The organism is Flavobacterium sp. (assembly GCF_024305175.1).
Classification (GTDB): domain Bacteria; phylum Bacteroidota; class Bacteroidia; order Flavobacteriales; family Flavobacteriaceae; genus Flavobacterium.
This window is the reverse complement of sequence record NZ_JAMWYY010000005.1, coordinates 6,031-20,837: the sequence shown is the minus strand read 5'-3', so window position 1 is coordinate 20,837 and position 14,807 is coordinate 6,031. Positions and strand designations below refer to the sequence as shown.

Here is a 14,807-nt window from a genome sequence, read left to right as displayed (position 1 = left end):
ACTTTTGGAGAAGTCTAATTAAAATTATTAAACATGAAAAAATTTCTCTTTGCAGCTATGCTGCTTGGCTCTGCTTTTGCAATTACTGCACAAACTACAATTTACACTGGTAACGGTACTCTAAATTCCAACAGGACGGTCAGACTTGCTGGGAACTATCTTTATTTTCAGCCCTCTTCAGCTGGGGGGATGTTTATTAACGGCACAACAGGTTTAGTAGGAGTTAATACTACCTCACCATCTGAAATGTTAGATGTAAATGGAAATATAAAAAGTACACGCGGTATTTTTACAACTGCTTTTTCAAACCCTCTTCAAACGCAAAATTTTAATTCATGGGATGAAATGAGTAATATGTGTAGAGTTATTTCTGCTGGGTCATTACTAAATGCCACCTCAAATGCACGTACTTTTGGTTTTTATGAATATCCTCCTTCTAATTTAAATCCTGCTGCTGTTTTTTTTACTGTTCAGGATCAATCGTATAAATCAAGATATAGATTTTGGGCTAACGTAAATGGTAGTTCTTATATGACACTGTATGATGGTAGCCAGCAAACTAACTTTAGTATTACAGATGACGGAAATAACTTAGTACAAGTAACTTTGCCAAAAGAAAATTCATTTCTAGGTATAGGTACAACTTCATTTTCAGATGGTACAGATACATACAGACTATCTGTAAATGGTAATATAAGAGCACATCGTGTTAAAGTATATACTACATGGGCAGACTATGTATTTGAAGAAGATTATAAACTGCCAACACTTGAAGAGGTTGAAAAGCATATAGTAGAGAAAGGACATTTAATTGATATACCTTCAGCAGCAGAAGTTGAAGAAAAAGGTATAGAGCTTGGAGAAATGAATAAGCTTTTACTGCAAAAAATTGAAGAGCTTACACTTTATACTATTGAGCTTAACAAACAGGTTCAGGAGCTTAAGAGTCAAATTAAAAAACAATAATTATGAGAAGTATACTTATAATTATTTTTGGCTTATTCTGTATAGCAGGGTATAGCCAAAATAAAATATATAGTTTTTACGTGCAGCTATCTCATTATTCTGAAGCTCCAAAATTTAAATCTGAAGGGAATCTATTAATTTACAAAGGTACAAATCTTGAAGAGAAATCTTTTTTTTCAAATTATAAAGTCATAGAATTTTCTCAGGCTTTTCCTTCATCCAGAAGAGAGGATAATTTAAGTATTTTTCAAGTTAGCAGCTATAATAAATCTCTCATTAGTGATATCATTAAAAGTTTTCCAAATCTATATTTATGGGCAGAGGATATAACTGATTTAACTATTGAATCAGTATCTGAAGTTTATACTAATGATTATGGATCGAGTAGCCCATACGCAAATAATGGTGTTGCTCACTTATCTAATCTAGATTATATTGGAGCACCATTTGCATGGTTTTACACAAAAGGCAGTAATGATGTTTTAATAGGTATATCCGAAGTAGGAAAAGTTAACATTAATGATGATGACTTGAAAGATAAATCCGTTATACTTACACCTTCTCCATATCAAAATTATCCATATGATTATAACGACATAAATACTACACATGGAACAACTGTAACAGGCATCGCTGCAGCTCAAGGAGATAATAATTACGGAATTACAGGTGTTTGCCCCGACTGCGGAGTATTAATAACTAAGGCTGGATTAGACGGTTTGTTAGAATTAGCGTATGCAGGAGCAAAGGTTATTAATGTTAGTTGGATTTTTAGTGCTGCTAATCAAGCTCCACAAACTTCTAATAGTATAATTAATGAAGTTCATAATAAAAATGTTGTAATTGTAGCTGGTGCCGGTAATTATAATTCATATACGTATCCCGGTGGTGTGTGTTATGCAGTACCTGCTTCTTACGATCACGTCATTTCTGTTCTTAGTGTTAACCATAAAAATGACTGGAGCGAAGAGGTAGAATATTGGGATTGGAATAATTATGGAGAAATCTCGAGATTTGTTAAAGATATGATATCACCGAATGTTGTCACAGATTATCAAGGGAATGGACCTTTAGGGCTTGAGTATGCTCATACTACTAACGACCTAGTTGATATTTGTGCACCTGGATATAGAATTTTTAGATATGGTATTTGGGTCGAAGAAAATGTAGGCGAATATCAAGAAGCGGGAGGCACTTCAGCTGCAGCGCCTCATGTTGCAGGTACAGTTGGACTAATGTTTTCAATAAATGAATGCTTATTAGCTGATGAAGTTGAAGATATATTACAATTAACTTCTATGAATCTTGAAAGTATACAAGGAAATGAACCATTTGCAGGAGAATCAGGTTCAGGTAAACTGGAAACAGGTGATGCTGTTGAGTTTACTTATGAAATGAAGTCAGATACCGGTAATGCTTTGATTGATGGTCAGGATTTTTACAGGTTTGATTTTAACCTGGCTCATATCAATAATAAACTTACAATCTCTAATCAAACCTTCAGGGATAAATGTACAGCAGATTTTACTGCTAAAAATGAAATTGAAGTTTTGACTAATACAGATTTAAAACCTAACGCAGATGGTTATGTTGATTTGAAAATTGATTCTGCTGTTCAGGTATGTGTAGGTAGTGGCAGGCCGGCAGGTTTTGCTGAAAAGTCATCCTCTATTGATAAAGTTTCTGCAACAAATACAAAAACTAAATTATACCCTAACCCCAACAACGGAACATTTGAAATAAGCTTAGCCGGAGATGCTACCGGAAACGTTTCAATTGAAGTTTATGATTTGTATGGTAAAAGAGTATTTGCTGACAAAGGTAAACTGGGTAACTTTACAGTTGCTATACCTGATTTAGCTTCAGGAATGTATATTGTGAAATTATCCGGAAATAACTATTTAGAAACAATTAAGTTTATAAAGCAGTAATTATGCTATTTTAATCATCCTAACAGCCGGCTCATGCTGGCTGTTCTATTTTAATCCCCATGCCTTTAAATACTGTTCTGCTATTTTAATGTAACCGTGCTCCCTTTCAATAAAACTGCGGGCATTTTTACTAATTTCTATAATCTTTTTTGGGTTTTCTATCAGGTAAGAAAGTTGATAAACAATTTGTTTTGCATCAGGCACTGCATTAATTGCAACCGTTTCTTTTAAGTTGTAGTGTTCTGTAAATTCAGTCTCTGCTCCTGTAAATACAACCTTACCTTTTGCCATTGCTTCCAGTGCATTATATCCCTGGTCATAACCATACACCTGATCCAGTAATATATGGGCGCTGTCATATAGTTTTATGTATTCTGCATACGGAATATTTTCAGTAACAATTATCTCTACTTTATCGGCATATTTTGTACTTATTATCTTTAGGGCTTCTTCAAAATATGCAATACCTTTTTTTAAGTAACTAAGCCTGTTTATGCCTAAAAAGATTATAATTTTTTCATTAATAACGGTTTCAATATAATTGAGCTTATCAGTATTTATTGGGTTGGGTATAAATGTAGTTGTAAATCCCATTTTACGCATGGGTAGCTCATAATCAAGATCGGATGTTATAAGCACATTGCTTAGTTGCGAAACATATTCAAAAAGCCTCCTGTAGCTTTCAGTAGCATATTTAAGGGAATATTGAAAATACTTTCCAAGGCTTTTGTCCTCAAGGTAAGGTGATAATACCGAATATTTTAATTTACCACTAAGGTTATAATCTACAATAGGTGTTTCATCACCGCATATCAACAGGCTTATCTGTCTATTATTTTGTAAAAGCTTATTGTAAAATTTAATCTGGTAAGCGGGATAAGTTTGCAGCGCGTCAGAATTAATAAGCTGTATGTGGTCAAAACCTTTTAATTGTGGTATGAGGCGCTTAAAATGTATTGCTGTTTCAACCTTATGTAAGTCAATTCCTGTAAACTTTTTTAAAACATTTATGCTTTTTTTAAAGAATTTGTTTTTGTTAGTAAACCGGGGCGATATATCAAAATCAATACTGTAGTTTTTAAAACCATCACCTGTACCAAGTATATATACTTCATGCCCAAGCTTTATTAGCCCCTCTTTAAGGGAGTTGTGTAATCTGCTGTACTCGCCTATTAAAAGTATTTTCATTAACTGTACTGCTAAATCTTTTATATTTGTGTAAATATAAAAACATTTTGGCGGGAGAGTACACAAAAGAAGATATTGAAATTCTTATAGCCACAATGGACAGGCAGGATGACGTCTTTCTAAAATCCATGTTTCCGTTTATGGATTATCAGGAGTACAAATTACTAATAGTCAACCAAACTACAGGAGAAAATAAACTTCATATACAGCATAATAACATACGTGTTTTTAACGTATTTGAAAAGGGACTTTCAAAGAGCAGGAACTTTGCACTAAAAAATGCAAATGGTAAAATTTGTATTTTTACAGATGATGATATAATATTTAAAGAAAATTTTAGTGATAATATACTTCTTGCGTTCAATGAAATCCCAAACGCCGGATTAATTAGCTTCAGAACAGAGAATGAAAATGGCAGTCCTTTTAAAAAATATCCCAAGTTTAAAAAAAAGATAATCAATATAAAAGATTGCCTGAATGTAATGTCTGTAGAAATAGCTGTAAATCTCCAAATTGTAAAAAGTACAGGATGTAGGTTTGACGAGCGTTTTGGTTTAGGCGCGCAATTCGGTATGGGAGAAGAAGCTATATTTCTAAGTTGCCTTATGCAGAAAAAAATTGATATCTACAGCTATCCCAAAACAATTGTTGTGCATCCTCATTTAAGTACACATACAAAAGTAGCGGTTAAAGATAAATACTATATACAAGGGGCTTTCTTTTCTAAATTGTTTAGGTACAATTATATCTATTGGGTTCTGCGCAAAATTATGTACGAATTAAAGCAACATAAAATAAGATTAAACCAGGTTTTACCTGCAATTACTGCCGCTAAAAAAGGCAGGGCAGATTTTTTGAAGTATGAAAAATAATAAAGTAGAGAGTTGCAATATCATGCAGCTTCCTAAAATAGAAGACCGCCGTGGCAACCTGTCAGTTATAGAAGGCGATATAGTTCCATTCGATATTAAGAGGGTATATTATTTATATGATATACCTGCCGGTGCCGAACGCGGAGGGCATTCTCATATTGAGCAGCTCGAATTTTTAATAGCGCTTAGTGGTAGCTTTGAGGTTATCGTTAATGATGGTAAAGAAGAGAAAACTTTTATGCTCAACAGACCCGACAGAGGCTTACTTATCCCGACGGGTATATGGCGTGAACTTAAAGATTTTTCATCAGGTGCTGTTTGCCTTGTCATAGCTTCTGATGTTTTTAATGAAGAAGACTATATCAGGGATTTTGAGGAGTTCAGGCAGTCAAAACTATGAAACTGCTTTACATCACAAATAAAATAGCAGGGGTAGGGGGCATTCAGCGTGTTCTGTCTGTAAAGGCGAGTTACTTAGCAGAGCATTACGGTTATGATGTTACCATTCTTGCTACCAACCAGTTTGGCAATAGTAAGATTGAATATCCTTTAAGTCCAAAAGTTAATACCATTACTATTAATCCTAAACGGTCTCTGTTGTTTTACTTTTTCTCTTATAAAAAGCTAATTCAGCAATTTGCAGCTACAGAAAAGCCCGATGTAGTTGTAATGTGCGATAATGGTATAAAAAGTTTTTTGCTCCCTCTGATAGTAAAGGATATACCGTTGGTTTACGAAAGCCACACTACACAATATAATGTTGAAAATGAGAACAAAGGAATAGCCCGAATAGGTTACAAAATTGCAGCCAGGCTAATTCGCAAATTTGATGCTGTAGTATCCTTAACCAAATGTGGAGCGGCAGAATTAAGCGTACTTAACGTTTATGTTATCCCAAATCCTTTATGGATAAACGCAGATGAAGAGTCTTCATTATCAGCAAAAAAACTTGTGGTACTTAGCAGGCATAATTACCAGAAAGGATTTGACAGGTTATTTGAAGCCTGGAAAATTATTTCGGCGAGACACCCTGACTGGATAATTGAAATTTATGGAGAGGATAACCCTGATTATGATATCAAAGCTATGGCCGCCGCATTGAGCCTTGACAGGATTATTTTTAAAAAAACTGTACAGGATGTTGCTATTGCTTATGCCGATGCTGCAATTAACCTGTTACCTTCCCGCTACGAAGGGTTTGGACTTGTTATAATAGAGGCCGCAGCCTTTGGTGTTCCTACAGTAGCCTTTGACTGTCCTGTTGGCCCCGGGGAAATTATTACCAACAATAAGGATGGCTTACTAATTCCTGATGGCGATATAAAAGCTTTTGCTGATGCGGTGTGTATGCTTATAAAAGATCAGTCTTTAAGAACAGAGCTTGGAAAAGGAGCCATAGTCATGTCACAGCGTTATGCCATAGTGCCTGTTATGGAACAATGGGACAGGCTGTTTAAGTTTTTAAAGCGAACAGAGGTAACCTAAACGGTAAATATCGAGTACAAAAAGGCTCGGATTATTTTTAAGTATCATCTTCCGCATTAATGGCTCAGTGAGTTTAAAACCTGCTTTAATAATTGCCGTTAACCTGTATTTTTTCAGTAGCCTGTAGCTTTTCATCAATGGGTTTACCATTCCAATTTCAGGGAAGCTTTCCATCAGTTGCTTTTTTGTGGCAACAGAGTCGAGCGCTTTTTTAAAGAAAACCTCATTTTCTTCTATTCCTAAATGGTAGATTGGGTTATGAATTTGTATAACCGGAACTCCCGACCTGAAAAGGCTGTAGCTGAACCATACATCTAGCCCGTAAAATTTGCCTTCGCCGTTAAAGTTATTTTCCATGAAAACATCTTTGCGCAGTAATATGTTACCTGAAAAAACAAATCCATACGGATTTTGCTTTCTTATGTCAACCGGTTTTTCTTCGCGGCATCGGCCATACTTATAGCGTAAAATCCTGTTTTTTTCAGGTGGTTCGGGTGTGTAGCTGTAGCCGCCGAAAACAGCAAGTGCTTTATCAGTAATGTAGGGAAGGTAATCTTTTATGAAAGTTTCTTTAACCGGTAGTACATCTGCATCAAGAAAAAGCAACATATCATATTGAGTGGTTTCAGCAAGCAAACGACGGGTGTACGTCCGCCCCATATTACTGCTGTTTTCAATCAGCCTACAGTTTGTCAGACTGTTTATTACCCTGTTATCTAATGTGTATTCTTTGTCAGAAAAGTCATCTGCGGCAATAATTTCATATAAAATACCCAATGCATCACATTGCTGCTTTACCTGCTTTACAAGCGTTACTATGTTATAGTTATATGTGGGTATCAGTACAGAGAGCATCCGTGGGTTTTATACCCTGCAAAAGTAATAAAACTAAAGCCTTAACTGTTTAAAAATACACAGCTATCCGTTATCTTTGGCAAAACATATATTTTCATTTTATGAAAAGGCAGGATTATTCAGCAATTATATACCAAAATATTTTAGAGCATAAACAAACGCTTAAGCAGCAATATGAATACAGTAAGGCCGGTATAGGGTATTTTTATCTAGATAACCTGTTGCCTGAAGAACTTGCTTTAGAGGTATATAATGCGTTTCCTGAAGCTAAAGATATGGTACTGAAAAAATCCATACGCGAAGATAAATATGTTGCGGCGCAGATGAATTTATACAACCCGCTGCTCGAAGAGATAATCTATGCTTTTCAAGATGCGGAAATAGTTGACCTTGTAGCCGAAATTTGCGGGCTTAAAGGTGCTATACCGGATGAAAACCTGTATGCCGGCGGTATATCTATGATGGGGTACAAACAGTTTTTAAATCCGCACCTTGATAACTCACACGATAAAGACCGAAAGCTGTGGCGTATATTAAACCTGCTGTATTATGTTACCCCTGATTGGGAAGAGTCTTATGGCGGTAACCTGGAGCTATGGCCTGATGGTTTGAAAAACCCTCAAATAACTATACACAGCAAATTTAACCGTCTTGCTGTTATGGCAACGCACAACAGGTCATTACATTCGGTGTCTCCTGTTACACATAATGGCTACAGGTGCTGTGTGTCTAATTATTACTTTTCGCATAACCCGGTGCATGATGATGATACCTTTCATGTAACATCATTCAGGGGCAGGCCCGAAAATAAGCTAACAGATAAAATACTCCGGGCTGATGCATGGCTGCGCATGGGCATCAGGAAAATATTTACAAAGGGAATTGTAGAAAACCCCCATGTATATAAAAAGGATAAAAACGATTAAACCGTTTTCTGCACCACTTCAAAAAGAGAGCCGCTGTCGCATTTAAGGGTCTTACTGGGAAATTTCATCAGCAATGCATAATCATGGGTTGCCATGATTATAGTTTTGCCGTTCTGGTTAATTTCTTTAAGCAGTTGCATTACCTCTACACTGGTTTGCGGGTCAAGGTTTCCGGTAGGCTCATCGGCAAGTATAACCTCAGGGTCGTTAAGCAGGGCACGGGCTATGGCTACACGCTGCTGCTCGCCGCCTGATATTTGGTGCGGCATTTTATGCACGGCATTCTTCATACCAACCTTGTCAAGCACCTCATTTATCTTAACATCCATTTCGCGCTTTTCGCTCCACCCTGTTGCTTTAAGCACAAACAGCAGGTTATCGTAAACCGACCTGTCCGGTAACAATTTAAAATCCTGGAAAACAATGCCAATTTTCCTGCGCAGGTAGGGTATGTGCTTATCGCGCAGCTTGGCAAGGTCATAATCTACAAAAGTGCCTTTACCTGATTTAAGCTGAAGGTCGCCATACAGGGTTTTCATAAAGCTGCTTTTACCTGTGCCCGTTTTACCAATTATGTATAAAAACTCACCCGGGTTTACCTCAAGGTTTATGTTGGTAAGCACGGCATTATTACCCTGGTAAATGGTAACGTCATCAAGTTTTAATACAGGTTGGTACATAAGGTATAGGTTTTTTAAGTTTGGTAAAAATACTAAGTATGCGGCTGTATTCAAAATTTTATTTTAAAGCATTTTTTAGGTGGCAGCTATTGCTAAAATCATACTAAAAGCCACAAAACATCCGTTAAATACCATTAAGAATTGATATATTTGGCTATCCTAACAAAACAAGAAATATGCGCAAGATAAACAGGCTGCTTCTTTTTGCGGTGCCGCTTATAGGCATGAGCCTCTCGGCACAGCAATCTACCATTTACACACACGAACTTCAGGAATTTGAAAAAGGCGTAGACCTTTATAACCAGCAACAATATCAGGCTGCACAGATACTTTTTGAAAAAGCACAAAAAGAGTCGGCCGATACAGAGGTACAGGCAGACTGTGCTTATTACATAGCCAATTGTGCCATACGCCTTAACCAGATGAATGCCGATGTGCTTATGGAAGATTTTGTGGAAGACTACCCCACAAGCCCTAAGCAAAACCAGGCTTATGTTGAGGTGGCAAGCTACTACTTTGGGCAGGGGCAATATGCACAGGCTTTAAAGTGGTATGACAGGGTAGAGGAAAGCACCATGAGCAATGCCGACAGGGAACGCTATAACTTCCAGAAAGGGTACAGCTACTTTAGCGCAGGCGACAAAAAGCAGGCTGAAAAGTATCTTAATAAAGTGGTTAACAGCAAAGAATATGGCTCTCAGGCAAAATATTACTTGGGCTATATTGCTTATGAAGGTGATAACTACAAAGAAGCTACACAGTATTTTGAGCAGGTGGAAGACCAGGACAGGTACAAAGAAAAAATGTCCTATTTTCAGGCGGATATGAACTTTAAACTGGGTAACTTCCAGAAAGCGATAGAACTTGGCGAGCCGCAGCTGGCAAAAAGCAGCGCACAGGAGCGCAGCGAATTAAACAAGATTATCGGCGAAAGCTACTTTAACCTGAAACAATATGATAAGGCCATACCATACCTTAAAGAATATAAAGGTAAAAAAGGCCGTTGGAACAATACCGACTTTTACCAGTTGGGCTATGCCTATTACAAGCAGGGCGATTATGAAAACGCTATAGCGGAATTCAATAAAATAGTGGGCGGTAACGATGGTGTGGCACAAAATGCCTATTACCATTTGGGTGAAAGCTATTTAAAAACCGGCAAAAAACAGGAAGCGCTAAACGCATTTAAGAATGCATCTGAAATGGATTTTGATGCTAAAATCCAGGAGGATGCTTACCTTAACTATGCCAAGCTGAGTTATGAAATAGGTAACCCTTACCAAAGCGTGCCCGAAGTACTTAACGCATTCCTTACAAAGTACCCGCAAACACCGTTTAAGCAGGAGATACAGAATTTGCTCATTAGTTCTTATATCACCTCTAAGAATTATACGGAGGCTCTTTCACTACTCGAGAAAAACAAATCGTCCGAAAACAGGCTTGCTTACCAGAAGGTAGCTTTTTACAGGGGTATGGAGCTTTATACAGATGGCAATTATCAGCAGGCGCTTGCTTTATTCAAGAAATCTATAGCAGAGCAGCGCGATGCCCGCTTTACCGCCCGTGCAACGTTTTGGAAAGGTGAAACAGAATATGTTTTAGACCAATTTAGCGAAGCACTGCTTAGCTTTAAGCAGTTCCAGCAGTATAGCGAGGGTAAAACCACACCCGAATATAAAAACATCAATTACAACATAGCCTATACTTATTTTAAGCTGAAAGAGTATGAGCAGGCTGCACAGTTCTTCCAGTCGTATATAGATACAGCCAAGAACGACAACACAAGGCTAAATGATGCTTATCTGCGCCTGGGCGACAGCCATTTCGTTTCGGCTAAATACTGGCCTGCAATGGAGGCTTATAACAAAGCTATAGAGATGAAAGGCATTGATGCCGATTATGCCCTGTACCAAAAGGCGATAAGCTACGGCTTTGTTGACAGGAATGAGAAGAAGATAGAAGATCTTACCAAATTCATACAATCATACCCAAAATCTAAATTTGCGGACGATGCGTTGTACGAACTGGGTAATACCTATGTTGCCGAAAATAATACTACCAAAGCATTACAAACGTATGACAGGCTTATTGCCGATTATAAAGGCAGCTCTTATGTAAGCAAGGCAATAATGAGGCAGGCCCTTATTTATTATAATGCCGAGCAGGATGCCAAAGCACTCGATAAGTTTAAAAAAGTAGTTGCCGAATTCCCTAATACACCTGAGGCTATGGAGGCGGTATCTACCGCAAGGCTTATTTATGTAGACAGCGGACGTACTGATGAATATGCGGCTTGGGTAAAAACACTCGATTTTGTTGATGTAAGCGATTCTGACCTTGATAATACCGCTTTTGAAGCAGCCGAAAAACAATACCTGCAAAACAACTTAAAGCAGGCTATATCGTCACTAAACAGTTATCTGGCGAAGTTCCCTAACGGTATATCGGCACTTAAAGCACACTTCTACCTGGCACAGGCATATTTTGCCGATGGGCTTGAGAAGAACGCTGTAGAGCATTATGAATATGTAATATCCAAATCAAGGAGCGAATATACAGAGCAGGCGCTGGCAAGGCTATCGCAGATACACCTTAAGGCAAACGATTATGCAAAGGCAATACCGGTGCTGAAAAGGCTTGAAACCGAGGCTGAGTTTCCGCAGAACGTAACCTTTGCGCAAAGCAACCTCATGAAGAGCTATTATGAGCAGAAGGATTATGCCAATGCGGTAGCCTATGCCGATAAGGTAATGGCAAACAACAAGATTGAAGACAGGATAAAGAGCGATGCGCAGATTATAATTGCACGTTCTGCCATAAAAACCAATAACGAAGAAAAAGCTAAGGCGGCCTATGCCAAACTGCTAACTATAGCCAAAGGCGAGCTTGCCGCCGAAGCGCTTTATTATGACGCTTATTTTAAAAATAAAGAAGGCAAGTATGAAGCCTCTAACGCATCGGTACAAAAACTTTCTAAAGATTACTCGGGTTACAAGTATTTCGGTGCTAAGAGCCTTATTGTAATGGCCAAAAACTTTTACAGTATGAAAGACAGCTTCCAGGCCACCTACATACTAGAGAGTGTTATAAAGAACTTTACCGATTATCCGGATGTAGTGGAAGAGGCACAGAAAGAGCTTGATGCCATTAAAGCCGAAGAGGCCAAACGTAACTCATCTATCCAGAATTAGTTTTAATATAAGCCATCTAAATTAGCCATGAAGATACGATTTCAATATACATTAGCCATAACACTTATGCTTGGTGCCGTAGGCGGGGCCTTTGCACAGAAGAAGAACGAAAATATAGGTACAGAGGTAGTAAATGTGGTAAAGCCATACACGCCCACAGTGTCGGATGCCTTTAAGGTAAAAGAAACACCTGTTATAGAGGATGACGAGAACACCCAGAAAGAACAGATAGAATATAATATCTTTTCTTTTCCGGTGGCTTCTACATTTACCCCTGCAAAGGGCAGGGCAGCGGGTGTAGAGCCTCAAAAGCGTGACAAGCTGTATAATAATTATGCCACACTGGGTATTGGCAATTATGGTACTGTTAACGCCGAATTATTTATAACGGAAAACATAGACCGTAACCAGTATGTTGGCGGTATGTTAAGGCACCTTAGCAGCCAGGGTGGTATAGACGGTGTGGTGCTTGATGACAAATATTACAACACCGCTATAGATCTTACTTATGGCAACAGGCAAAAACGCTACAGCTGGAATGCCGACCTGGGTTATGAAAACCGGGTGTATAACTGGTACGGGCTGCCTGATGGATTTTCGGATGAGGTTATTGCAGGCATAGATGAGCAACAGGGTTATAACACTATAACCGTTGGGGCTGATATTACTATGGAAGAAAGCCTGTTTTTTAGCGATGCTTCTATACAATACAAGCGTTTTTGGGATGGCTTTGATTCGGCAGAGAACCGTTTTATACTAAAGCCTGCCTTCGACCTTAGTGTGATGGACGAGAAGATAAAGCTTGACCTGGTAATGGATTATGTGGGTGCTACTTTTAATAACGCAGCAATTATCGAAGAGCGTACGTTCAATTACTTTAACCTTGGGGCACAGCCAAGTGTGCTTTTCCAGCGTGATGATTTCTCGGTAAGCCTGGGTGCAGGATTGTTTTACAGTATGGGTAAGGCAAATGATGAAAATGACAATAAGTTTTTTGTGTATCCGCAGGTTAAAGCCTCATATAAAGTAGTGGAAGGTATTGTAGTAGCCTATGCCGGGGCAGAGGGTACACTAAAGCAAAACTCATACGAACAGTTTTCAACAGAAAACCCATTTATTTCGCCAATGCTTTCTTTAGCGCCTACAAACCAGCAATATGATATTTATGTAGGGCTAAAAGGCAAGCTTGCCAGTAACGTATCCTATAACATCAAGGGTTCTTACATGAATGAAGACGACAGGGCCTTTTTCGTACACAGCAACAGCACTTTTGATCCAGCTATGGATAATGAAGGTTTTGAATATGCCAATTCATTTAGTATATTCTATGGCGAGTTGCGTACTATAAGTTTCTTCGGCGAACTGAAAGCTGATTTTTCAGATAAAGTATCTGCCGGAATAAATGCTTCTTATTTCAGCTACGATACAGATCAGGTTGAGGCATGGAACCTTCCGGAGCTAAAGGCTTCAGCCAACCTTGATGTGAAAATCACCGAAAAATGGTCTGCCGGAACTAACCTGTTTTTTGTGGGAGAAAGAAATGATGTTGTTTTTGTACCCACAACCGACCCATTAATTAATACACCTGAATTTATAACCTTAAAAAGCTTTTTCGACCTTAACGCCCATGTAGGGTATCAGTATAATGAAAGGCTTTCGGGTTTCCTGAGGCTTAACAATATAGCGAACCAGGATTATGAAAGGTGGGTTAATTATCCTGTGCAGGGATTCCAGTTTATGGTAGGTGCCTCTTACAAATTTAATTTATAGTATAACAGTAAAAAATTAGTAATAAAACCTGCAGGTACAGCCTGTAGGTTTTTTGTTTAACAGCCATGCAGCACTTAAAACAAAAAGTTATAGCCTACTACAGGCAGCAGGTTCAGGATAAAGAAGATGCCTTTCGCGACATGATAGCGGCACTTACCGAAGATGCCGCTAACGATGCCAAAGGCTCGGCGGGCGATAAGCACGAAACTGCCCTGTCTATGATGCATTTAGAGCAGGAAAAACTCAATGCCAAGCTGGGAGAGATACTCTCTCAAAAAGCTGTTCTCAGCAAACTGGACGCTGATGCCGTGCATAAAAAAGTAGCTTCAGGCAGTCTTGTAAAAGCTAACGGAATGTATCTGTTTGTAAGTCTCGCGCTTCCTAAAATAACTGTTGAAGGTATTACGGTTATAGCACTTTCGCCGCAGTCGCCTTTAGGAGCTAAACTTTTGGGAATGGAAGCCGGCGGCAGTTTCGAGATTAACGGAACAAAATATATTGTTGAAGATATTGCTTAAGAGAGTTCTTGTTTATTGTTGGCTGTTATTTTCAAATTTTCAATTTTAGTGTCTAAGCCATTAATTATTCCATAATAAAGAGCTAAAAACACAATTAGAGTAGTGATACGATCTGAGTAATCAATCTCATTTTCAATGTCTTTTTTAGGAGATTTATACATCGCAATATTTTCCCTAATTGCAAGTTGATTTTTAGGATCGCTAAACTCTGGTCTCCCTAATTGTTCATAAAAACGGTTCAATGTTCTCAGCCGTTCGTTTTCGCTCATTAGTTCGTGATGTGAATCATATAATGGCATTACAATAAACAGTATACCAGCTATCCCGCCTATCTGTAGTACAAACTTTAAAATGATAAGTATGTTTAACTTCATGATTCATTTTTATGATGTAAAGATAACTATCCTTTTAATATTATAATTTGT

Annotated in this window: 13 protein-coding genes; 9 read left to right on the top strand and 4 right to left on the bottom strand. The window is 38.1% G+C overall.

Annotation, left to right across the window (positions count from 1 at the left end; all coding sequences use genetic code 11):
- Nucleotides 1-33: 33 nt before the first annotated feature.
- Together Q0K96_RS02145 and Q0K96_RS02140 are read left to right on the top strand one after the other, a co-directional pair.
- Nucleotides 34-966, top strand: coding sequence for a hypothetical protein (locus Q0K96_RS02145; RefSeq protein WP_297332364.1), 933 nt, complete (start codon nt 34-36; stop codon nt 964-966).
- Nucleotides 967-968: 2 nt separating this feature from the next.
- Complete coding sequence (locus tag Q0K96_RS02140; RefSeq protein ID WP_297332363.1) at nt 969-2,897, top strand: S8/S53 family peptidase; 1,929 nt, start codon at nt 969-971, stop codon at nt 2,895-2,897.
- A 45-nt stretch (nt 2,898-2,942) separates the two neighbouring features.
- On the opposite strand, the gene Q0K96_RS02135 is transcribed toward Q0K96_RS02140, so the two are convergent.
- On the bottom strand, nt 2,943-4,085 hold the full coding sequence (locus Q0K96_RS02135) for a glycosyltransferase (RefSeq protein WP_297332362.1): 1,143 nt from the start codon (nt 4,083-4,085) through the stop codon (nt 2,943-2,945).
- Between the two features lie 47 nt (nt 4,086-4,132).
- Between Q0K96_RS02135 and Q0K96_RS02130 the strand changes: the two genes are divergently transcribed.
- Genes Q0K96_RS02130 through Q0K96_RS02120 form a run of 3 tightly spaced genes read left to right on the top strand, consistent with a single transcriptional unit; the run spans nt 4,133 to nt 6,442 of the window.
- A complete protein-coding gene (locus tag Q0K96_RS02130) occupies nt 4,133-4,957 on the top strand; it encodes a glycosyltransferase family A protein (RefSeq protein ID WP_297332361.1) in 825 nt (274 codons plus the stop codon).
- Nucleotides 4,947-5,357, top strand: coding sequence for an FdtA/QdtA family cupin domain-containing protein (locus Q0K96_RS02125; protein WP_297332360.1), 411 nt, complete (start codon nt 4,947-4,949; stop codon nt 5,355-5,357). The genes Q0K96_RS02130 and Q0K96_RS02125 overlap by 11 nt, the downstream gene beginning before the upstream one ends.
- Nucleotides 5,354-6,442, top strand: coding sequence for a glycosyltransferase (locus Q0K96_RS02120; RefSeq protein WP_297332359.1), 1,089 nt, complete (start codon nt 5,354-5,356; stop codon nt 6,440-6,442). Before Q0K96_RS02125 ends, Q0K96_RS02120 begins: the two co-directional genes overlap by 4 nt.
- Here the strand turns inward: Q0K96_RS02120 and Q0K96_RS02115 are convergent.
- Nucleotides 6,419-7,297 (bottom strand): glycosyltransferase, encoded by an 879-nt coding sequence (locus Q0K96_RS02115; protein WP_297332358.1) that lies wholly within the window; start codon nt 7,295-7,297, stop codon nt 6,419-6,421. The two genes, Q0K96_RS02120 and Q0K96_RS02115, sit on opposite strands and share 24 nt — an antisense overlap.
- Before the next feature lie 101 nt (nt 7,298-7,398).
- On the opposite strand from Q0K96_RS02115, the gene Q0K96_RS02110 reads away from it, so the two are divergent.
- Complete coding sequence (locus tag Q0K96_RS02110; protein WP_297332357.1) at nt 7,399-8,223, top strand: 2OG-Fe(II) oxygenase; 825 nt, start codon at nt 7,399-7,401, stop codon at nt 8,221-8,223.
- Here the strand turns inward: Q0K96_RS02110 and Q0K96_RS02105 are convergent.
- Nucleotides 8,220-8,903, bottom strand: coding sequence for an ATP-binding cassette domain-containing protein (locus tag Q0K96_RS02105; protein ID WP_297332356.1), 684 nt, complete (start codon nt 8,901-8,903; stop codon nt 8,220-8,222). The two genes, Q0K96_RS02110 and Q0K96_RS02105, sit on opposite strands and share 4 nt — an antisense overlap.
- A 176-nt stretch (nt 8,904-9,079) precedes the next feature.
- Between Q0K96_RS02105 and Q0K96_RS02100 the strand changes: the two genes are divergently transcribed.
- The 3 genes from Q0K96_RS02100 to Q0K96_RS02090 all read left to right on the top strand — a co-directional run bounded on the left by Q0K96_RS02100 (nt 9,080) and on the right by Q0K96_RS02090 (nt 14,382).
- A complete protein-coding gene (locus Q0K96_RS02100; protein WP_297332355.1) occupies nt 9,080-12,094 on the top strand; it encodes a tetratricopeptide repeat protein in 3,015 nt (1,004 codons plus the stop codon).
- A 27-nt stretch (nt 12,095-12,121) separates the two neighbouring features.
- Nucleotides 12,122-13,864 (top strand): TonB-dependent receptor, encoded by a 1,743-nt coding sequence (locus Q0K96_RS02095; protein ID WP_297332354.1) that lies wholly within the window; start codon nt 12,122-12,124, stop codon nt 13,862-13,864.
- Nucleotides 13,865-13,929: 65 nt separating this feature from the next.
- The gene (locus tag Q0K96_RS02090; protein WP_297332353.1) at nt 13,930-14,382 is read left to right on the top strand and encodes a hypothetical protein; all 453 of its coding nucleotides are present in this window, start codon (nt 13,930-13,932) and stop codon (nt 14,380-14,382) included.
- Here Q0K96_RS02090 and Q0K96_RS02085 read toward each other — a convergent pair.
- A complete protein-coding gene (locus tag Q0K96_RS02085) occupies nt 14,379-14,756 on the bottom strand; it encodes a hypothetical protein (protein ID WP_297332352.1) in 378 nt (125 codons plus the stop codon). The two genes, Q0K96_RS02090 and Q0K96_RS02085, sit on opposite strands and share 4 nt — an antisense overlap.
- Nucleotides 14,757-14,807: the final 51 nt, after the last annotated feature.